The organism is Streptomyces griseorubiginosus (assembly GCF_036345115.1).
GTDB classification, from domain to species: domain Bacteria; phylum Actinomycetota; class Actinomycetes; order Streptomycetales; family Streptomycetaceae; genus Streptomyces; species Streptomyces griseorubiginosus_C.
In genome coordinates this window covers 9,296,005-9,316,213 of record NZ_CP107766.1, presented here as the reverse complement: position 1 = coordinate 9,316,213, position 20,209 = coordinate 9,296,005, and the positions used below count along the sequence as shown (strand labels likewise).

Sequence of the window (20,209 nt, the reverse complement as noted above, 5' to 3'; positions counted from 1 at the left end):
CTGACCACGGCCGTCCGCTGTGCCATGCTCGACGCGTGACGTCACAGGAACAGCCGCCTCCGCGGGGAGCGGCCTCCGACTCCTCGGCCTTGGCCAAGGTGGTCGCGCGGCAGCGTGCCGAGATCGTGGACCTCCAGCGCGTCGCGGCCCTGCTGCCGGTGCTCGAGAGGGCCAAGGGCGCCGTCATGGTGCAGGAGGGCTGTTCCGCCCAGGAGGCCTACGAACTGCTCCTCGACCGGTCCGCGGCAGCCGGCCGCACGCTCGTGGAGGAGTGCTGGCTGACCCTGGGGGCCATCCGTCCGGCCCGTCGGCGGCGCGGACGGCGCCGACGGCGACCGGACACCGACAGCGGCGGCTCGGTGTTCGACTCCGCGCAGTACCTGGTCCCCGCCGAGCCGTCCACGCGCTCCGCGCCCTCCCCCGGCCCGGCCGGCGACCCCGCACCCCTGCTGGGCAGGCTCGGCCTGGGCCTCGCGAGTGTGCGGGACCGCCACGAGCTGGCCCGCTGCCTGCTGGAACACCTCTCCGAGGGTGCCGAGGCCGATGCCGTGCTGATCTACCTCGGCGCCGGTGACAGTGTCCGGCTGGCCGGGCACGCGGGCATCGACGGTGTGGACGCCGTCCGCTGGCAGCGGCTGACCGTCGCCGGGCGCGGGTCCGCCGTACGGGATCCGCTGCGCGCCGGGGAACCCGTCTGGTCGGAGGGGCCCGAGCCGTGCGACGCGTACCGGGTGCCCGACGACACCCTGAGCCGGTGGCCCTCGCGGGCCTGGCTGCCGGTGGACATGGGCGGCGGGTCCGACGAGGTCGTCACCGTGCTGCGCGGCACCGACCGGCCCTTCACGGCCGCCGAACGGGAACTGCTCGTGGCCGCCGTGCAGTTGTGCGCGGGCCGCCTCACGACCCTCGACTCGGGGGTGTCCCGCAGGAAGCCGTCCGTCGACAGTGTGCAGCAGATCTTCGACGCACTGCCGGGGTCGGTGATCCTGCTCTCCCCGCTGTCCTCGGCCGAGGGTGTCGTGGAGGACTTCCGCATCGAGGCCGCGGCACCCGACTCGGTGGACGTGGCCGGCCGTACGGGACGTCAACTCGTCGGCCTGCGGGTGCTGGAGTGCTATCCGACCTTCGCCGGTACGGAGATGTGGAAGGGCTACCTGGACGTCCTCGCCACGGGCCGGCCGTTCGCGGGCGAGCCGTTCACCTACGAGGAGGTGGTGGCCGGCATCCCGCGGCACTCCAGTTTCTCGCTGCGGGTGGCGCGGCTCGGCGAGCACCTCGTCGTCTCCTGGGTCCGGCACGACATCACGGCCCGGCAGGAGCAGCGGCTGGCCACCCTGCAACGGCTGGGCAATCTGGGCTGGGCCGACTGGAACCTGATCAGCGACACCATCACCTGGTCCCCGCACGTGTTCACGATCTTCGACCGGGACCAGAGCCTCGGACCGCTGCGGCTGGAGGAGCTGCCCGAGTGCGTCCTGCCCGAGGACCTGCCCGGACTGACGGAGGCGGCGCAGCGGCTGCTGAGCGACGGCACCGCCATCGACCAGCCCTTCCGCATCACGACCCGGGCGGGAGTGCGTCATCTGCGGATCGTCGCCGAGGCCATCACCGACGCCGACGGCACCCCGCTGGAGGTCCACGGCTTCTTCCAGGACCTCTCCGGTCAACGGGACGCGGAACTGGCCCTGCTCAGCAGCGAACGCGCCGTCTCCGCCCAACGCGGCATGCTCCAGGCCGAACGCAGGATGGCGGCCCGGCTTCAGCAGGCGCTGCTGCCGCTGCCCACGGGTCCGGTCATGCTCGCCGGGCTGTGGACCAACGCCTTCTACCATCCGGCCGAGCGGGGCATCAGCGTCGGCGGTGACTGGTACAGCGCCATCGAACTCCCCAACGGGGACGCGCTGTTCGTCATCGGGGACGTCATGGGGCACGGCATCAACGCCGTGGCGACGATGGCCCAGCTCCGCTTCACGGCCAAGGGCATGATCATCACCGGGTCGAGTCTGACGGACGCGCTCACCCGGCTCAACGCCCTCCTGATGCACCTGCGCTCCCCCGCCGACCGGCACACCACCGCGACGATGATCGTGGCGCGCTACCGTCCCGCCGACCGGACCCTCACCTGGGCGCAGGCCGGCCATCTGCCGCCCCTGCTGGTGCGGGACGGCGAGGCGCACACCGTCGAGCGGCCCGCGGGCATCCTCCTGGGCGCCACCACCACCCCGGTGTTCGCGGAAGCCACCTTGCGCCTCCAGGAGGAGGACCAGCTGCTGCTGTTCACGGACGGTCTGATCGAGCGCCCCGGGCAGGACCTGAGCACGGGCCTGAACTCCCTTGCCACCATGGCCGCGGCGATCCTGGACACGTCCCGTCCGGACAGCCTGAGCACCCTGCACACGTCTCTGGCCCACGCCGACCATCCCGACGACGTGTGCGCGCTCCACATCAGCCTGCCGCGAGCGCCGTCGGCCGACTGACGCACCTCGCCGCCCTGCCGCCGGAGGGGCCGTGGCCGTGACCTCGGTGACGGAAGTGACCGAACTGCTGACCGTACGCATCGGCTGGGTTAATCTCGTCCCTCACGGGGGCCGAACTGGCGTGCATCGAATGTGACTTCGGGGGATTCCTTGTCGGGACAGCGGCCCGTGCCGACGGACGACTCGGCTGCCGCGCTGCGGCGCACCGGCGCCTCACCACTGCGGGCGGCCGACCCTGCGCGGGTCGGCCCTTACGTACCCGTGGCGGTGCTCGGCAGCGGGGGCATGGGGCGGGTCTACCTCGCACGCCCCGCCGACGACGGTCCCGGTCTGGTCGCGGTGAAGGTGATCAGACCGGAGTACGCGGAGGACCCCCGGTTCCGGCGGCGGTTCGAGCGGGAGGCGTCGGTGCACGCCCGGCTGCGCACACCGCACGCCCCGCGCTTGTGCGGCACGGGCTTCGAGGACGAACTGCTGTGGATGGCCACCGAGTACCTCCCCGGCTTCGATCTCGCGGAGGCCGTGCGGGAGGGCGGCGCCCTGGAGGCGGCCGCGGTGTGGCGGCTGGTGGCCGAGCTGGGACAGGCCCTGGTGGACCTCGGTGCCGAGGAGATCGTGCACCGGGATCTGAAGCCGTCCAACGTGCTGCTGACCGTCCGGGGCGCACACGTGATCGACTTCGGCATCTCCAAGGCCGCGGACGCGAGCGCCATCACCGGCACGGGCAACCGGGTGGGAACGCCGGCCTACATGTCCCCCGAGCACTTACGGGAAGGCCTGTCCGACGGGGCGTCCGACCTGTTCTCGCTCGGCGGGACACTGGTGTACGCCGCGGCCGGGCGCGCTCCCTTCGGCGACGGCACCGGCGTCGACGTCATGCACCGGGTCGCGTTCGAGGAACCGAACTCCGAGGTGATCGGCGAGATCTCGGCGGCGGACGCGGAACTCGGTGCGCTGCTGACCGCGTGCCTGGCCAAGGATCCCGCACGGCGGCCCACCCCGCGGGAGCTGATCGAACACGCCGAGGCACGTGCCGTGCCGGCCGTCTGGCCGGAGCTGCTGGGCGAGGAGCTGTCGGCCCGGCAGCAGGCGTACGAGACACTGCACCGGCTGCCGGTCGCGAGCATGGTCCGGACGCGGGGTCCGGAGGGCCTGCCGCCGCGGTCGCTCCGGCACGCCCCTCGACCCGCCCCAGCCGTCCTGCCCCTCCGCCCCGTACCGGAGCCGCCGGGGCAGGCCGTGGCTTCGTGGGAAAAGCCTCCGGTGCCGGACTCGGCTCCGCCGGAACGCTCCTCGACGCCGGGGTCGGCGTCCCCGGAACACTCCTCGGCGTCCCCGGAACACTCCTCGGTGTCCCCGGAATCGCCTCCGGCGCCTGTCTCGGCCCAGTCGGCACGCCCCGCCGTGCCGGTGGCGGCTTCGCCGGAACGGCCCCCGGCGCCTGCCTCGGCCCCGCCCGGACGCTCCACGGGTCCCGTCGGAGTCCTCGCACGGGTCCGGGAGAAGCCCTGGCCGGTCGTGGCCGCGGGTCTCGTGATCTGTGTGGTGGCCGCGTCGGCCGTTCTGCTCACGCGTCCGGACGGCTCCGGCGGCGGCTCCGCCCCGCAGGCCGGAGGCGCCCGGGCCATCGGCGCCGCACCCCGGGGTGCCTCCACCGCGCCCGGCTCCCGGATGTCCGGCGGGCAGTCCCGGCCGGACCTCGACGGCGCCGTGAACGAAGAAGCGAGCAAGGGCGGGGCCGTGGCCGGCGCCGGGGTCGACCGGGAGCAGCCCGCGGCCTCGAGTCCCACGGGCGGCGGGGATGCTGACGCCTCCGCCCCCGGTAGCGCGCCCGACGTCTCCCCCTCCCCCACGCCGTCCGACGACAGCCCCACCGCGGACCCCGGCACCGCGCCCTGGCTCTCCGAGTGCACCTACTACAACGGCAACGGCCCCACCCGCCTCGGCGACAGCGGCAAACGCGTGCAGCAGGTGCAGTGCATCCTGACCGAGCGCGGCTACGGCGTGGGAAGCACCGGTGTGGACGGTGAGTTCGGGTCCGGCACCGAGGCGGCGGTCGAGGCCTTCCAGAGCGACCGCGGTCTGGACGCGGACGGCGTCGTGGGCCACGAGACCTGGAGTGCGCTGCGCAGCGCGTAGTGACGCAGCCCCGGTGGGGCGGGAGCCGGGCCGACGGGGGCTCAGCAACCTCCGCAGGTGTAGTAGATGACGTCCCAGTGGTTGCCTTCGTCGGCGTAGACGTTGCCGGAGCCGGAGCGCCATTGCGGGGCCCCGTCGGCGCGCAGGCCGATGTAGGTGAAGTTGTTGTTGATGTAGGTACCGATGCAGGTGGACTTGGCGTAGTCGAGCTTGTAGCCGTTCCAGTGGGAGTACGTCCCGGAGGCGTGGCCGGTCTCGGTGCCGCCGGTGATGTTCAGGGCGCAGCCGCTCGCGGACTTCAGGGTCTGCGCGCCCTGGGCGGTGGCCAGATTCAGTTGCTCGAAGGACGTACAGCTGGGGTTGTTGCGGTCGGAGCAGTTGCCGGACGACGACCAGGTGATGCCGGCCTGCGCGAACATCGATGTCGCGGTCGCGTGACTGATCTTGGTGTCGGCGAACGCCTCGCCGGCGGTCCCGACGACGGCGGCGCCGGGAGCGATGACGAGTGCGAGGGCGGTCATGACCGAGCGGAGCTTCGGGGCCTTGGTGACGTTCATGCGGGGCCTTCCTGCGGTGGGCCGGGTTCCTGTCCGGTGGCTGTGCAGGTGGTGCGGAAGGGAATGATGCCCGGGCCGGTCGCGAGTCGGCCAGGGCACAAATCGGCCCCCGGACGGGGCGGTTGCCGCTGGTGCGTCGCGGGCGGTTGCCGCTTGTGCGCCGATCGGACCACGTGCGGCGCGCCTCGGTGCTGCGGGCGGCCGGGTGGGGAACATCGGTCGGACGGCGGCGCCGGACGGGCCGCCGGGTACCGCCCGCTGCGTAAAGAGGTCCGGAAATGAAACCGTACGACGGCACTCGCCTCGGTCGCCCGCAGGTGCCGGAGCGCCGCCCTTGCCGCCGGCGCACCTGCGGCGCTCTCCAGCCGCTGCACCGCTCCACGTGGGCGGCGATGTGATGGCGGCGTCGATGGGCGACCCGGAGGGCGGCGGCCGTTACGGCGAGGACGTCTTCCGTCCCGAGCAGGAGGGTGAGGGCGAGCGCATCGACTTCGGCGCTCTCGCCTATGACGAGATCACGATGACGCGGCTGCGGGCCCTCGGGGTCGGCCCGGGGTGGAGCTGTCTCGACGTGGGGGCGGGGACGGGCACCGTGTCCCGCCGGCTGCTGGAGGAGGCCGGCGTGGACAGCGTGCTGGCCGTGGACCGTGACGTGCGGTTCCTCGCGCGACGGCCCACGCCCGGTCTGGAGGTGACGGAAGGTGACATCACCGCGCCGGGCTTCGCCGCGGGCCGGTTCCGGCTCGTGCACGCCCGGTTCGCGCTGATGCACCTGGCCGACCGGGAGCGGGTGATCGCGAACCTGGCCGAACTCGTCGAGCCCGGTGGCGTGCTGGTGCTCAGCGACGCGGTGGACCTGACGGACGACCGGACGCCCGACACGCCGTACACGGAGGTGATGCGGGCGATGTGGCTGGGGCTGCGCGCCACCATCGGCACCGATGTCTCGTGGGTGCCGTCCTGTCCCCAGTTGCTGCGCGGAGCCGGACTGGTGCGCGCCGCGGCCGAGCTGTACGTGCCCCCGCTGACGCCGGGCAGTGCGATCAGCCGTTTCTGGGCGGACACCTGGGAGCGCAGCCGAGAGGCCATGCTCGCCACCGGCACGGTCGACGACGACACCATCGACGCGGCGCTCCTCTATCTGGACTCCGACGAATGCGCCGCGCTGTCGGCCGGCATGATGACGACCTGGGGTTGGAAGCCCGGCCCCACGGGCTGACGGACCGTTGGTCGTGGCCGCTCAGAGTTTCCGCTGCATGCACACCAGTTGGTCCCGTCCGTCCCATGACTCGGTGACGGTGAAACCGAGGCGTTCGTAGAGCGCGATCGCCCCGGTCCGCCATCGCCACACCGACAACCGCACGCTGTCGACGCCGTGTTCCGCGGCCTGCGCGAGCGCTTCGCCGAGGAGGCGGGACGCGATGCCGCGGCCGCGGAACGCGGGGTCCGTCCAGAGTCTCTTGATCTCCGAGCGGCCGTCGGCGGGAGCGGTCACGACCAGACAGCCCACGGCGGTGTCCGCCAAGCGGGCCACCAGTACGAGGTCGTCGGCGAACGCGGTCCAGGGGGCGAGGACTTCAGCCCGGTAGCGGTCCGGGAGACTGTCCACATCGGCGACCGCTTCCCCCTTCTCGGCCTCCGTCCGCAGGTGGTAGTCCGCCAGCAACGCGGCCAGACCTGCCTCGGCCGCGGGGGTCCGGGCCGGCGAGCGCACGACGACAACCTCGTGGTGATCGGTCATGGCGCCAGCATCACACAGCGGAGATCGCCTCCGTACGGTCGGCCGGGCCCCCTCCCCCTTACCTCCGCTAGTGCGTCGGAGCGACTCGGGCGGCGCCGAACGGGTGGACTCCCCCGGGGATGACCGGGCGCAGGGCGTGCTCCCAGGGCAGCGATGGTGACGAACCGCTCCCCCGCACCCGGAAGAGGCACCCAGACGTGAGACGTCGTATCCCCGCTCGCCGTATCCCCGCCCGTCGTATCTGCGCCGCAGCCCTGCTCGTGGCGTCCATGCTGGCTCCGCTGGCGGCGGCCCCCGCCACGGCGGCGCAGACGAACCCGCCCCACCGGACCGTGGACGACGACTGCCCTCCTCGGGAACTCGACCGTGCGCTGGCCTCGCGGCTGGACAAGGCCATCGAGAAGGTCCGGCGGCAGGCCGGCATTCCCGGTGTCGTCGCGGGACTGTGGATGCCGGGCAAGGGCAGCTACGTCCGGGCGACCGGCGTCGCGGACAAGGCCACCGGCGAGCCGATGAGGGCCGACGTCTTCGTCCGCATCGGCAGCGAGACGAAGACGTTCACGGTCACCGCGCTGCTCGAACTCGTCGACGACGGCCTGATCGGACTCGACGAACCGATCTCCGACTACGTCCACGGGGTGCCCGACGGGAACCGCATCACGCTGCGCCACCTCGCCGAGATGCGCAGCGGTCTCTTCCCGTACACCGAGGACGCGGACTTCCAGCACGACCTGCTGAGCGACCCGGAGCGTTCGTTCACCCCGCGCCAGGTACTGGCGTACGGCTTCAAACACAGGAACACCTTCGCGCCGGGCGCGCAGTTCCAGTACTCCAACACCAACCTCATCCTGCTCGGGCTGGTGGTCGAGAGGGCCAGCGGGCGCAGGCTGGCCGACTTCCTCGAGCGGCGGGTGCTGCGCCCGGCCCGCCTGCCCCACACGCTGCTTCCCGAGCGCTTCGAGTTCCCCCGGCCGCACCCGCACGGCTACACCAACCAGACGCTGAGCGGTGAGGTCGCCGACAGCACGGACTGGAACCCCAGTTGGGCCTGGGCGGCCGGGGCGATGATCTCCGACCTGCACGACCTGCGCCGCTGGGCGAAGATCGTCGCCACCGGCACGCTGCTGCGGCCGAGGACGCAGGCCGAGAGGCTGAAGATGCTGCCCACCGGCCATCCCGGGACGAGTTACGGCCTCGGCATCTTCGAGAGCGGCGGCTGGATCGGGCACAACGGCTCCATCCCCGGATACGAGACCGTCACCGTGTATCTGCCCTCGAAGAAGGCCACCCTGGTGCTGATGATCAACACCGACATCACGTACCAGGGCCAGGAACCGTCCTCGCTGCTCGCGCGGGCGATCACCCAGATCGTGACCCCGGACAACGTCTACGACCGCCCGGCACCCCTGCAATAAGGGCGCGGGCCGGGACCAGCCGGGGATCAGCACCTCTCCCGCGCCCGACGGTTATGTACATTTGTGCGGACCGATGGGCGCGGGACCCGGCACCTGCCCGCCCGTTCTTCCGAGCCCCCGCGGAGCCTTCTCGTGACCGACCCCTCCGTGCGGCGGCGCCGCCAGGCCCTGTACCTCTTCTTCTTCCTCCCGGGCATCTCCCTGTCCTCCTGGGTGACGCGCACTCCGGACGTGCGGGACCGACTCGGCGTGTCCACCGCGCAGATGGGGTTGATCCTGTTCGGCCTGTCCGTGGGGTCCATGCTCGGCATCCTGTGTTCCGGCCGGTTCGTGGGGCGCCTGGGCACCCGGCCCGTGATCATCCTCGGCACCGTCCTGATCATCGCGGCCACGAGCGTCATCGCGGCCGGCAGCGCCGTTCCGTCGGCGCCCCTGGTCACGGCCGGCCTCTTCCTGTTCGGCGCGGGCATGGGGTCGGGTGAAGTGGCGGTCAACGTGGACGGCGCCGACGTGGAGCGGATCACCGGCACCCCGGTACTGCCGACGCTGCACGGCTGTTTCAGCCTGGGCACGGTGATAGGAGCCCTGGCCGGAATGGCGGCGACGGCGGCGGAGGTCCCCGTCTCCTGGCACCTCGCCGTGGTCACCCTGGCCGCCACGGGGATGCTGCTCCATGCCGCGCGGTCGCTTCCGAGGGGCGTCGGCCTCAGCACGGAGCCCCGCACGGCCGAGGCGGTGAAGGGAGCCGGGCCGCAGGTCTGGAAGGACCGCAAGCTGCTCCTCATCGGTGCCATCGTGCTGGCCATGGCCCTCGCCGAAGGAGCGGCCAACGACTGGCTGCCCCTGCTCATGGTGGACGGCCACGGCCTGGACGCCACGGCCGGCTCACTCGTCTACGTCGGGTTCGCGGCCGCGATGACCCTGGGCCGCTTCTGCGGCACGTACTTCCTCGTCCGTTTCGGGCGGGCCGCGGTCGTGCGCGCGAGTGCCGTCTCCGGTGCCGTCGGCCTCGTCCTCGTGATCTTCTCCGACAACGTGGTCATAGCGGCGACCTCGGTCCTGTTCTGGGGACTCGGGGCCTCCCTCGGCTTCCCGGTGGCCCTGTCGGCGGCCGGTGACTCGGGTCCCGACCAGACCGCGCGGGTCTCTCTGGTCGCCATCATCGGCTACGTCGCCTTCCTCGTCGGACCACCGGCCCTCGGGTTCCTGGGCGACCACTACGGGCTGCGCTCGGCGATGGTGGCGGTCCTGGTGTTCGTCGCCTCCGCCATCCTCATCGCCCCGGCCGCCGACACCCGCGACCGCACAGCCGCGCCCCTCGACGCCTGACCACCGGATGCCCGGGCCTGCTGCGAGGTCGCGGCACGGCATCCGGACCGTGCCGGAATCTCCTAGAGACCCGAACCCCCGGCCGCGCACGCTGGGAACATGATCGTTGTGACGGGTGCCACGGGCACCATCGGCAGTGAAGTGGTACGACAGCTCGCGGCGCGCGGTGAGAAGGTGCGCGCCCTGACGCGGGACCCGGCGGGGGCGGAGCTGCCCGCCGGGGTGGAACCGGTGCGCGGCCACCACCGTGACCGGGCCTCGGTGGCGGCGGCCATGGAGGGGGCGCGGGCGGCCTTCCTGGTCGGGGTGTTCGGGGCCGACGACTCCGAGCACGACCGGGGTCTGGTGGAGACGGCACGGGCGGCGGGCCTGCGCCAGGTCGTCAAGCTCTCCTCGACGGGCACCGGGGACCCGGCGGTGGGACCGTTCGGCACCTGGCATCTGGCCGGTGAGCAGGCCGTCCGGGACAGCGGACTGGAGTGGACGATCCTGCGTCCCGCGACCTTCGACTCGAACACGCTGGGCTGGGCGGCCGCCATCAGGCACGGGACCCCCGTGCCGAACGCCTACGGAGACGGCAGGCAGGGGATGGTCGATCCGCGGGACGTCGCCGAGGTCGCCACCCTGGCCCTGCTCGACGCACGGCACGCCGGGCGGACGTACACACTGACCGGCCCGGAGACACTGAGCGTTCCCGAGCAGATCGACGTGCTCCAGGAGGTCCTCGGCCGTCCGATCGCGCGGCACGACCTGTCACCGGCCGAGGAGCGTGAGCATCTGCGTGCGCTGGGCCTCGACGACGCGTTCCTGCGGGCCGGGGCGTTCATCCGGGGCGGTGGCTGCGATGTCGTGACGCGGGATGTGCCGGAGGTGCTGGGGCGGCCGGCGCGGACCTTCCGGGAGTGGGTGCGGGACCACGAGGGAGCCTTCCTGGAGGACTGAGGGGATGTGGGTGCGAGGGGCCGGCGGACCGCGGGCAGGAGAGACTGACAGCTCCTGGTAACAGCTGTTACCATCGCGCCATGGCGAAGACACAGCTGGGCGCGCGGATCGACGACGAGATCGTGGAGCTGGCCAAGGCTCGCGCGAAGGACCGCGGGCTGCCGCTCGGGGACTACATCGCCGCTCTCGTGCTCGACGACGCCAGTGGGCTGCGTCGACAGGGGCTGGACGCGGCACGGCGCTTCCTCGACGAGCACCAGGCGGTCTTCGACGAGGTCGAGGACGCCGACCGGGACGTCCCGGGGACGCACGCCGCGTGATGGACCTGTACATCGACGTCCCGTGGATCCTCCAGGTCGCCGAGCTCGCGGGCGTCGGGGATCCCGCCCCCGAGGACTACGGGGTGCCGGTGGCGGCGGTCGCCGGGCACCGCGCCGAGCTGCTGGAGCAACCTGTCTACGACGGGCCCTACGCGAGGGCCGCCGCCCTGGTGCACGTTCTCGGCCGGTGCCGCTGGCTGGAGCGTTCCAACATGGCGGTGGCCGCCGCGACGGGCGTCATGTACCTGGAGGCCTCCGGTATCCCGGTCAAACCGGCCCGCGAGGACGCCGTCGCCCTGCGGGACCTGCTCCGCGACCCCACCTGCACCGCGGCGAGGATCGCGACGCTCCTGCGGGGCTGGCCGCGGGCCACCTGAGAGCGAGGGGTTCCGGCTTCCCCTCCAGAGAGGCGACGCGGTGTACTCCTGTCGACACGTCACCTCGCCTCGGCCGGCCAGTGGGCGCCGGGACCAACTCGTCCGGCGAGGCGCCGTTCGCCGGCCAGATGCTGATCTGCCCCACCTCTCCGGCCTGCCGACCGCCTACATCGACACCGGCTCCGCAGAGGTCTTCCGGGACGAGGACCGACTACGCCACCCGCGTCCGGGCGGCCGGTGGGCAGGCCGAACTCCACGTGCGGGCAGGCGGCTTCCACGGCTTCGACGCCCTGTACCCGCACGCACACATATCGACCACGGCGCGCGCACCCGAAGCGACTGGCTCACACGACTGCTGCGCCGCGCCCCCGGTGCACAGGGCCACTGACGGCGCGTTCGCTCCCCTGGGCCGTCCCGCCGGGTCCCCGTCAGTCGGGGAAGTCCGGCAAGCCGTCGAAGAGGGCCAGGCGGACCGTGATGCGCTTGCCGACGGACTCCCGGTGTGCCTCGAAGCCCTGGACCACCGCCATCACGATCTCCAGGCCGTGCTGACCGACCCGCCCCGCGTCGGCGGCGCGCGCCAGCGGAAGCGTCGGATCGCTGTCCCAGACCTGGATCTCCAGCATCCCGTCCTGGATGCGCAGGTGCAGCAGCACCGGCCCCGGCGCGTACTTCAGCGCGTTGGTGACCAGCTCGCTGACCACCAGCTGCCCCAGATCCATGGTGCGGGCCGACACCGGTAGTCCCCGTTCACCCTGCACCCGCGCCAGGAACTTCGACGTCTGGCTCCGCGCGTCGGCGATGCAGCCGTCCGCTCCGTCCAGGGCCACGGTCACCTCGACAGGTGCGGCTTCCGGCATCCGCGAACACTCCTCAGGCAGGACCCGCACCCTGCCGACCATCTCCAGTACCCCGTTCATGGGCGCCCGGATACCCCGTCATTCCCGCCTTACTCCTGTGCCGCCCCGGATCCGTGCCGCCCTCGAACGAAAAGGCCGTCCCATGCTTCGCACTCGGGCTTCCTGGGCAACGGTGGCAACAAGGCGTGAGAGCCCCCGTCGAACGCGCAGAGGACGCAACAAGTGGCAGACAACCGGGAAGCAGTGGGTCACGGCAGACTCTCCGTGGTCCGCACCGAGACCGACGACATCACCGTCCTCGTTCTCGAAGGAGAGATCGACCACCAGAGCGTGCCCGGACTGACGCGGGCCCTGTCCCCGGCAGACACCGCCGCCCGTCACCGGGTCGTGGTCGACCTGAGCCGGGTCACGTTCATGGACTCCAGCGGTGTCAACGCCCTCATCGCGGCCTTCCACACCACGCAGGCCGCGCAGGGCTGGCTGCGGCTCGCGGGGGCGCGGGGGGCGGTGCTGCGCACCCTCCAGCTCGTGGGGCTCGACACCTTCGTGCCCTGTCACCCGACCCTGGAGGACGCCCTCGCCGCGACCGACCCGGGCGCCTGAAAAACGGGACGAGTACCCGGGATCACCCCCCTCATGCCAAGTTCATGACCTCTTTTTTCGCTGTGTCACAACGCTCCCGCCGGGCTTTGGCCGCCGCTCGGAACCTGGGTTAATCTTCGACGGATTTCTCATCGGGCAACACCGTGGGGTGCGGGATTGTCGCTGGTGAGCGAGCCTGTGACAGGGCTCGGCGCGGTTCCGAGTCCCCGGCGCGGGGACTCCTGGGGAGCGGAACGAGGGTGCCATGACCAGCACGTCGACGGAGGCCCGGGAGCAGGCTCCCGGCGAGCAGGAACTGCGGCAGTTGCTGGCCGGGCTGACCGCCGTGCGCGACGGCGACTTCGGCACCCGGCTGCCGTCCGACGGACAGGGTCTGCTGGGCGACATCGCCACGGTCTTCAACGGCATGGTCGACCAGCTGTCCGTGTTCACCTCCGAGGTCACCCGCGTGGCCCGCGAGGTCGGCACCGAGGGCACGCTGGGCGGCCAGGCCGAGGTGCCGGGGGTCTCCGGCACCTGGGCGGACCTGACCGACTCGGTCAACGCGATGGCGGGCAACCTGACCACCCAGGTCCGTGACATCGCCCAGGTGGCGACCGCGGTGGCCAGGGGCGACCTGTCCCAGAAGATCGACGTGCCCGCGCGCGGGGAGATCCTCCAGCTGAAGGAGACCGTCAACACGATGGTCGACCAGCTCTCCGCCTTCGCCGACGAGGTCACCCGCGTCGCGCGCGAGGTCGGCAGCGAGGGCCGGCTGGGCGGTCAGGCGCAGGTGCCGGGGGTGGGCGGGGTCTGGCGCGACCTCACCGATTCGGTCAACTTCATGGCCGGAAACCTGACGTCCCAGGTCCGCAACATCGCCCAGGTGACGACGGCGGTGGCGCAGGGCGACCTCTCCCAGAAGATCACCGTCGACGCCCGCGGCGAGATCCTCGAACTCAAGAACACCATCAACACGATGGTCGACCAGCTCTCCGCCTTCGCCGACGAGGTCACCCGCGTCGCCCGGGAAGTCGGCACCGAGGGCCGGCTGGGCGGTCAGGCCGACGTCAAGGGCGTCAAGGGCACCTGGCGCGACCTCACCGACTCCGTGAACTTCATGGGCGGCAACCTCACCGCGCAGGTCCGCAACATCGCCCAGGTGGCCACGGCGGTGGCGCAGGGCGACCTCTCCCAGAAGATCACCGTCGACGCCCGCGGCGAGATCCTCGAACTCAAGAACACCATCAACACGATGGTCGACCAGCTCTCCGCCTTCGCCGACGAGGTCACCCGCGTCGCGCGAGAAGTCGGCACCGAGGGCAACCTCGGCGGCCAGGCGATCGTGCGGGGCGTGTCGGGGACCTGGAAGGACCTGACCGACAACGTCAACGTGATGGCGTCGAACCTGACCGGGCAGGTCCGTTCGATCGCCCAGGTCGCCACGGCCGTCGCCCGAGGTGACCTCTCGCAGAAGATCACCGTCGAGGCCAAGGGTGAGGTCGCCGCCCTGGCCGACGTCATCAACACGATGGTCGACACGCTGTCCGCGTTCGCCAACGAGGTGACCCGCGTGGCCCGCGAGGTCGGCACCGAGGGACGCCTCGGCGGGCAGGCCCAGGTGCCGAACGTGGCCGGCACCTGGAAGGACCTCACCGACAACGTCAACTCGATGGCCAACAACCTCACCGGGCAGGTGCGCAACATCGCCCTGGTGACGACCGCCGTGGCCAACGGTGACCTGTCGAAGAAGATCGACGTCGATGCCCGGGGCGAGATCCTGGAGCTGAAGACGACCATCAACACGATGGTCGATCAGCTGTCGTCGTTCGCCGCCGAGGTCACCCGCGTGGCCCGCGAGGTCGGCAGCGAGGGACGGCTCGGCGGACAGGCCGAGGTCGAGGGTGTCGAGGGCACCTGGAAGCGGCTGACGGAGAACGTCAACGAGCTGGCCGGGAACCTCACCCGGCAGGTCCGCGCCATCGCCGAGGTCGCGAGCGCCGTGGCCGAGGGCGACCTGACACGGTCGATCAGGGTGGAGGCCTCCGGCGAGGTCGCCGAGCTCAAGGACAACATCAACTCCATGGTGGAGTCCCTGCGCGAGACCACGCGGGCCAACCAGGAGCAGGACTGGCTCAAGACCAACCTCGCCCGGATCTCCAGCCTGATGCAGGGCCACCGCGACCTGCCCGTGGTCGCCGAGCTCATCATGGACGAGCTGACCCCCTTGGTCTCCGCCCAGTTCGGTGCCTTCTACCTGGCCGAGGACACCGAGCGCGGACACGAGCTGCGGCTGGTGGGTTCGTACGGCTATCCGGACGACGACGAGCGGCCCACCCGGATCCCGGTCGGGCGCTCGCTGGTCGGGCAGGCCGCGCGCAACCGCCGTATGGTCACCGTGGAGGAGCTGCCCGAGGGCTACGTCACCATCTCCTCGGGTCTCGGACACGCCGTGCCCACCGCTCTGGTGGTGCTGCCGATCGTGGTCGAGGAGCAGGTCCTCGGGGTGATCGAGCTGGCGTCCGTCAGCCGCTTCACCCAGATCCACCAGGACTTCCTGGCCCAGCTGATGCCGACCATCGGCGTCAACCTCAACACCATCGTGGCCAACGTCCGCACCGACGAGCTGCTCGACGAGTCGCAGCGGCTTACCGCCGAACTCCAGGCCCGCTCCGAGGAGTTGCAGGTCCAGCAGGACGAACTCCAGCGCTCCAACGCGGAACTGGAGGAGAAGGCCTCCCTGCTGGCCTCGCAGAACCGCGACATCGAGGCGAAGAACCTCCAGATCGAGCAGGCCCGGCAGGAACTGGAGACCCGGGCACAGCAGTTGTCGCTGGCGTCCAAGTACAAGTCGGAGTTCCTGGCCAACATGAGCCACGAGCTGCGCACCCCGCTCAACAGCCTCCTGATCCTGGCCCAGTTGCTGGCCCAGAACCCCTCGCGCAACCTCACCCCGAAGCAGGTCGAGTACGCGGGCATCATCCACTCCGCGGGCTCGGACCTGCTCCAGCTGATCAACGACATCCTCGACCTGTCCAAGGTCGAGGCGGGCAAGATGGACGTGGCCCCGGAGCGGGTGCCGCTGCGCAAGCTCCTGGAGTACGTCGAGGCGACGTTCCGGCCGATGACTACGCAGAAGAGCCTGGAGTTCACGGTCTCCACCGCGCCCGGCACCCCGGCCGACCTGCTCACCGACGACTCCCGGCTGCGGCAGATCCTGCGCAACCTGCTGTCGAACGCGGTGAAGTTCACCGAGCAGGGCAGGGTGGAGCTGCGCATCGAGCCCGCCGCCGACAGTGAGGTCCCGCCGGGTGTGCACCGCGGCGGACCGATCGTGGCGTTCCGGGTCAAGGACACCGGCATCGGCATCCCGCAGCAGCAACTGGAGACGATCTTCGGGGCGTTCCAGCAGGCCGACGGGACGACCAGCCGCAAGTACGGCGGCACCGGGCTCGGTCTGTCCATCACCCGTGAGATCGCCCACCTGCTGGGCGGCGCGGTCACGGTCGACAGCACGCCCGGCCAGGGCAGCACCTTCACGCTCCATCTCCCGGTGGCGCGCGCCGACTTCGAGGAGCAGCTGGAGAACGGGGGGCGGCCGGCGGAGCAGTCGTACGACAGTCTCGACCCGGAGGAGGAGGCGGCACCGCGCGCGCTCGCGGGCCCCGCGTCCTCCGCCGAGCCGCGCAGGCGGCGGTTGCTGGTCATCGAGGAGCGTCCCCGCGGTCTGCTCACGCTGGTCGCCGAGCGGGCCGTCGCGGACCTCGCCCAGGACCCCGACGATCCGCACGGGGCGATCGACATCATCACGGCCGTGGGGGCGCAGGAGGCGGCGAGCACGCTGGCGGCCGACCCCTGCCACTGTGTCGTCCTCGAACTGGGCATGCCGCACGACGAGGGCGCGGACTTCCTGGAGGCCATGCGCGGCGACTCGGCGCTGGCCAGCGTGCCCGTCCTCGTGCACACCGGGCACCGGGTGTCCATGGGTCAGGAGCAGGGGCTGCGGGCCCTGGCGGGCGACCGGCCGCTGGACTTCCTGTCCAGCCTGGACGACCTGCGGGAGCGCATCATCCTGCACCTGTCCGCCGAGCAGCCGGGTGACGTGCTGTCGCTGGTGCGCTCCGAGGAGCCCCAGCGGCCCGCCGCGCAGGTGGTCGACGACTCCTTCCTCGGCCGTACGGTCCTCGTGGTCGACGACGACGCGCGCAACCTGTTCGCGCTCAGCGGGGTGCTGGAACTGCACGGCTTCCAGGTCCTGCACGCGGACAACGGCCGCAAGGGCATCGAGATGCTGCTCGCTCACCCGGACATCTCGCTGGTCCTGATGGACGTGATGATGCCGGAGATGGACGGGTACACGGCCACCACAGAGATCCGTTCGATGCCGCAGTACGCGGAGCTGCCGATCATCGCGGTCACCGCGAAGGCCATGCCGGGCGACCAGGAGAAGAGCCTGGCGTCGGGGGCCAACGACTACGTCACCAAGCCCGTCGACACGAGCGACCTCATGGCCCGGGTCCGGCGGTGGCTGCCCGCGTGAGATCACGTCGAGCACCCCAGCCGCCCGAGTGACGTCCCCAGCCGAGGAACAGGCCCCCCGTGAGTGATCTCCGTCAGCCGCCCGAGCCGCACAGCGCCGCCGTGGGGGAACAGCCCGCGCTCCAGGGCGGCGAACCGTCCGCGGGGGCGCAGAGCCGCGAGGAGGCGTCACCCGTCGGCAGGCTGGCGGCGACCGTGGCCCGGCTGCGCCAGGAGGTGCGCGCCGCGCAGGCCGAGGCGGACGGACGGGCCCTGATCGAACTGGCCAAGGGCATCCTGGTCGAGCGGCTCGGCTGTGGTCCGGCGCAGGCCTCGCGGCAGCTCGCCGAGCTCACGGCGCAGGCGGGGGTGACCCCGCTGGAGTTCGCCGTCGAGGTGATCAACCAGGCCTCACGCGACCGGCTCTCGGAGGTGACCAGCGCCTTCCTCGCCGCCACCGCCGACCCGTCCGCCGGGCGCACCGCCACCGCCGACCCGTCCGCCGGGCGCACCGCCGCCGATCCCGCCGACGGGCACTCCTCCGCCGTACGGCTGCGGGCCGCCGAGAGCGGGGCGCTGGCCGCCGAGGACACCCAGGCGGTCGCCGACTCCCTGCTGGAGCACGCGCTGACCCCGCTGGGCGCGGAGGCGGTGGCCATCTGGGCGCTGGGGGCCGACGGTTCCCTCACCCTGGCGGGCAGCGCGGGGTTCGCCCCGGCCGAGGCGGGACGCTGGCGGCATGTGCCGCCGGGTGTGACGACCGTGGCGCGCCGCGGGCTCACCGAACGCACCGGGCAGTGGATCCGCAGCCTGTCCGAGACCGGCCTGCCCTCCATCGGACAGCACCACCACAGCGACGGCGGCCGGGTCGCCGTACCGGCCGAGGCCGGCGGGCGCATCCACGGAGTGCTGGAGATCGCCTGGCCCGCGCCGCTGGAGTCCCCTCCCGCGGCGATCGTCCGGCAGGTCGAGGCGCTGGCGGAACTGTGCGCGCACACCCTGGAGACGTACGCGCTCCACCATCCGGACGGCGCTCCGGCGCCGCGCGTGCTGCCGGACGTCACCGAGCTGATGGACCTGGCCGACGGGCTGCACGACCCGGCTCTGGTGCTGGTGCCGCACCTGGGCCCCGACGGGCGTCTCGTCGACTTCCGCATCCACCACGTCAACAGCCGCTTCCTCGATCCGGCCGGACGGCCGCGCGGTGTGGTGAGCGGCGCGCTGCTGCTGGAGGCCTATCCGATGGCCGCGGGGCAGAGTGAGCTGTTCGAGCGGGTGGAGCGCGTCTACGCCACCGGTGAGCCCTTCCGCGCGCACCGGATGCGGCTGACCGCGCTGGTGGACGACGTCCAGCTGGCGGCGGTCGCCGACATCAACGTCAGCCGGCACGGCGGCAGCGTCCTGCTGATCTGGCGCATCGAGGACGAGACGGCCCGCCTGGCGAGCCTGCTCCAGCACGCCCAGCGCCTGGGCCGCATCGGCGGTTTCGAGGAGAACCTGCTGACCGGCGAGATCACCTGGAACGGCCAGCTCTTCCACCTCTACGGCAAGCCCGCCTCCGAGCCCCCCGTGCCGCTGGAGGACCTGCCCGCGCACGCCCACCCCGACGACGCCGTGGCCATCGGCCGGTTCCTGCGCACCGTGCTCCACCAGCGGCGGCCCGCCTCCACCGCGTTCCGGCTGCAACGTCCCGACGGGGTCACCCGGCACCTCCGGGTCGTGGCGGAGCCGGTGCTCGACTCGGCGGGCCAGCTGTACGTCCTGCGCGGGGCCTACCAGGACATCTCCGCGCACCACTGGACCGAGGTCGCCCTGTCCGCCACCCGTGACCAGCTCGCCCACACCGAGCAGGAGGCCAGCGAACGCGACCGGCTCACCCTTCAGCTCCAGCACGCCATCATGCCCCCGGCGCAAGCGCCGCTGGAGGTGCCGGGGCTGGACCTCGCGGTGCGCTACCGGCCGGCGGAGACCCAGCACCTGGTCGGCGGTGACTGGTACGACGCGGTCGTGCTGCCGTCCCGGCTGGTGCTGCTGTGCGTGGGCGACGTCGCCGGGCACGGCATCGAGGCGGCCACCAGCATGGTCGTGCTGCGGAACGCGCTGCGCGGACTCGCCGTGACCGGTGCCGGACCCGGCCAGCTGCTGTCCTGGCTCAACATGGTGGCGCACCATCTGACCGGGGCCGTCACCGCCACAGCGGTCTGCGGGCTGTACGACCCCGAGCACAACACCCTGCGCTGGGCGCGGGCCGGCCATCTGCCGCCGGTCCTGGTGCGCGGCTCCGACGCGGCGCCGCTGCCCCTGGTCAAGGGGCTGCTGCTGGGTGCCGTACCGGAGACGACGTACGAGGAGCACGAGGTGCAGCTCGCCGCCGAGGACACGCTGCTGATGTACACGGACGGTCTGATCGAACGCCGGGACCGGTCCGTCGAGGAGTCGCTGGCACAGTTCCTGACGGTCGCGCGGGCGGTCCCGCCCACCCTGGACCAGCAGTTGGACCGGCTGCTCACGCACAGCAGGTCGGACACGGACGACGACACCTGCATCGTGGGCATCCGGGTCGCCTGAGGGTCCGTCGATCCGCCCGGGCTTGTGTCCGCGCATACGGGGAACGCGGTTGCTCCGAACGATCGGGGAGACGTCATGCCACGCGTCAAGGAGTACCGCGTCGCCGCGTCCGGCCAGTGGACGGACGAGGAGGAGGGCCGCCGTCGGCTGCCCTCGGGGGAGGTCCACGCCTGGGAGCCGGGCATGAACCAGACGGTCTGCGGTCTCTCCCTCAGCCGCTCCCGGTTGAGCCGGTTCCCGCACGTCACCTGGTCGGACACCTTCCCGGAGTCCGGGGGCGCGGCCGACCGGGTGCGGCGGGTGTGTCCGCGCTGTGCCTCCGTGGCGGGACGGCGCGGGAGCGACGCCCGGCCCAGGTGGCACCGCACCGACCCGAGACCGTGA

General features: G+C 72.0%; 15 protein-coding genes and 1 pseudogene. 13 read left to right on the top strand and 3 right to left on the bottom strand.

The genetic code is table 11. The features are described 5' to 3' along the window. The first annotated feature begins 35 nt into the window (after window positions 1-35). Complete coding sequence (locus OHN19_RS41940) at window positions 36-2,477, top strand: SpoIIE family protein phosphatase (RefSeq protein WP_330269248.1); 2,442 nt, start codon at window positions 36-38, stop codon at window positions 2,475-2,477. A 168-nt stretch (window positions 2,478-2,645) separates the two neighbouring features. Then, window positions 2,646-4,616, top strand: a complete 1,971-nt coding sequence (locus OHN19_RS41935) for a protein kinase domain-containing protein (protein WP_330269247.1) — start codon at window positions 2,646-2,648, stop codon at window positions 4,614-4,616. A 41-nt stretch (window positions 4,617-4,657) separates the two neighbouring features. Here OHN19_RS41935 and OHN19_RS41930 read toward each other — a convergent pair whose 3' ends face one another. Beyond that, on the bottom strand, window positions 4,658-5,173 hold the full coding sequence (locus OHN19_RS41930) for a hypothetical protein (RefSeq protein ID WP_330269246.1): 516 nt from the start codon (window positions 5,171-5,173) through the stop codon (window positions 4,658-4,660). A gap of 397 nt (window positions 5,174-5,570) precedes the next feature. Between OHN19_RS41930 and OHN19_RS41925 the strand changes: the two genes are divergently transcribed. Then, window positions 5,571-6,392 carry a class I SAM-dependent methyltransferase gene (locus OHN19_RS41925; protein WP_330269842.1) on the top strand — a complete coding sequence of 274 codons (822 nt, stop codon included), beginning with the start codon at window positions 5,571-5,573 and terminating at the stop codon, window positions 6,390-6,392. Between the two features lie 21 nt (window positions 6,393-6,413). Here the strand turns inward: OHN19_RS41925 and OHN19_RS41920 are convergent, their stop codons facing one another. Next, window positions 6,414-6,914 (bottom strand): GNAT family N-acetyltransferase, encoded by a 501-nt coding sequence (locus OHN19_RS41920; RefSeq protein WP_330269245.1) that lies wholly within the window; start codon window positions 6,912-6,914, stop codon window positions 6,414-6,416. A gap of 269 nt (window positions 6,915-7,183) precedes the next feature. Between OHN19_RS41920 and OHN19_RS41915 the strand changes: the two genes are divergently transcribed. The 6 genes and pseudogenes from OHN19_RS41915 to OHN19_RS41890 all read left to right on the top strand — a co-directional run. Next, window positions 7,184-8,329, top strand: coding sequence for a serine hydrolase domain-containing protein (locus OHN19_RS41915; RefSeq protein ID WP_330269841.1), 1,146 nt, complete (start codon window positions 7,184-7,186; stop codon window positions 8,327-8,329). Window positions 8,330-8,461: 132 nt separating this feature from the next. Then, the gene (locus OHN19_RS41910; RefSeq protein WP_330269244.1) at window positions 8,462-9,658 is read left to right on the top strand and encodes an MFS transporter; all 1,197 of its coding nucleotides are present in this window, start codon (window positions 8,462-8,464) and stop codon (window positions 9,656-9,658) included. Window positions 9,659-9,757: 99 nt separating this feature from the next. Next, on the top strand, window positions 9,758-10,600 hold the full coding sequence (locus OHN19_RS41905; protein ID WP_330269243.1) for an NAD(P)H-binding protein: 843 nt from the start codon (window positions 9,758-9,760) through the stop codon (window positions 10,598-10,600). 80 nt (window positions 10,601-10,680) lie between these two features. Next, on the top strand, window positions 10,681-10,920 hold the full coding sequence (locus tag OHN19_RS41900; protein ID WP_330269242.1) for a hypothetical protein: 240 nt from the start codon (window positions 10,681-10,683) through the stop codon (window positions 10,918-10,920). Further along, entirely contained in the window at window positions 10,920-11,297 is a 378-nt protein-coding gene (locus tag OHN19_RS41895; protein WP_330269840.1) for a fic family toxin-antitoxin system, toxin component, read from the top strand. The genes OHN19_RS41900 and OHN19_RS41895 overlap by 1 nt, the downstream gene beginning before the upstream one ends. 145 nt (window positions 11,298-11,442) lie before the next feature. Beyond that, a pseudogene (locus OHN19_RS41890) lies at window positions 11,443-11,685 on the top strand (alpha/beta hydrolase); the annotation flags it as partial. Window positions 11,686-11,725: 40 nt separating this feature from the next. On the opposite strand, the gene OHN19_RS41885 reads toward OHN19_RS41890, so the two are convergent. Continuing rightward, on the bottom strand, window positions 11,726-12,217 hold the full coding sequence (locus OHN19_RS41885) for an ATP-binding protein (protein WP_330269241.1): 492 nt from the start codon (window positions 12,215-12,217) through the stop codon (window positions 11,726-11,728). A gap of 162 nt (window positions 12,218-12,379) precedes the next feature. Here OHN19_RS41885 and OHN19_RS41880 point away from each other — a divergent pair, with 162 nt between their 5' ends. The 4 genes from OHN19_RS41880 (at window position 12,380) to OHN19_RS41865 (ending at window position 20,209) form a co-directional block, all read left to right on the top strand. Further along, window positions 12,380-12,760, top strand: coding sequence for an STAS domain-containing protein (locus OHN19_RS41880; protein ID WP_330269240.1), 381 nt, complete (start codon window positions 12,380-12,382; stop codon window positions 12,758-12,760). Window positions 12,761-13,004: 244 nt separating this feature from the next. Continuing rightward, on the top strand, window positions 13,005-17,279 hold the full coding sequence (locus OHN19_RS41875) for a HAMP domain-containing protein (protein WP_330269239.1): 4,275 nt from the start codon (window positions 13,005-13,007) through the stop codon (window positions 17,277-17,279). A gap of 59 nt (window positions 17,280-17,338) precedes the next feature. Next, entirely contained in the window at window positions 17,339-19,825 is a 2,487-nt protein-coding gene (locus OHN19_RS41870; RefSeq protein ID WP_330269238.1) for a SpoIIE family protein phosphatase, read from the top strand. Window positions 19,826-19,900: 75 nt separating this feature from the next. Next, window positions 19,901-20,209 (top strand): hypothetical protein, encoded by a 309-nt coding sequence (locus OHN19_RS41865; RefSeq protein ID WP_330269237.1) that lies wholly within the window; start codon window positions 19,901-19,903, stop codon window positions 20,207-20,209.

Coding starts and splice junctions, on each gene's coding strand:
- OHN19_RS41930 (WP_330269246.1), bottom strand. CDS start 5,173: ATGAACGTCACCAAGGCCCCGAAGCTCCGCTCGGTCATGACCGCCCTC.
- OHN19_RS41925 (WP_330269842.1), top strand. CDS start 5,571: ATGGCGGCGTCGATGGGCGACCCGGAGGGCGGCGGCCGTTACGGCGAG.
- OHN19_RS41920 (WP_330269245.1), bottom strand. CDS start 6,914: ATGACCGATCACCACGAGGTTGTCGTCGTGCGCTCGCCGGCCCGGACC.
- OHN19_RS41915 (WP_330269841.1), top strand. CDS start 7,184: ATGCTGGCTCCGCTGGCGGCGGCCCCCGCCACGGCGGCGCAGACGAAC.
- OHN19_RS41905 (WP_330269243.1), top strand. CDS start 9,758: ATGATCGTTGTGACGGGTGCCACGGGCACCATCGGCAGTGAAGTGGTA.
- OHN19_RS41900 (WP_330269242.1), top strand. CDS start 10,681: ATGGCGAAGACACAGCTGGGCGCGCGGATCGACGACGAGATCGTGGAG.
- OHN19_RS41895 (WP_330269840.1), top strand. CDS start 10,920: ATGGACCTGTACATCGACGTCCCGTGGATCCTCCAGGTCGCCGAGCTC.
- OHN19_RS41885 (WP_330269241.1), bottom strand. CDS start 12,217: ATGAACGGGGTACTGGAGATGGTCGGCAGGGTGCGGGTCCTGCCTGAG.
- OHN19_RS41875 (WP_330269239.1), top strand. CDS start 13,005: ATGACCAGCACGTCGACGGAGGCCCGGGAGCAGGCTCCCGGCGAGCAG.
- OHN19_RS41865 (WP_330269237.1), top strand. CDS start 19,901: ATGCCACGCGTCAAGGAGTACCGCGTCGCCGCGTCCGGCCAGTGGACG.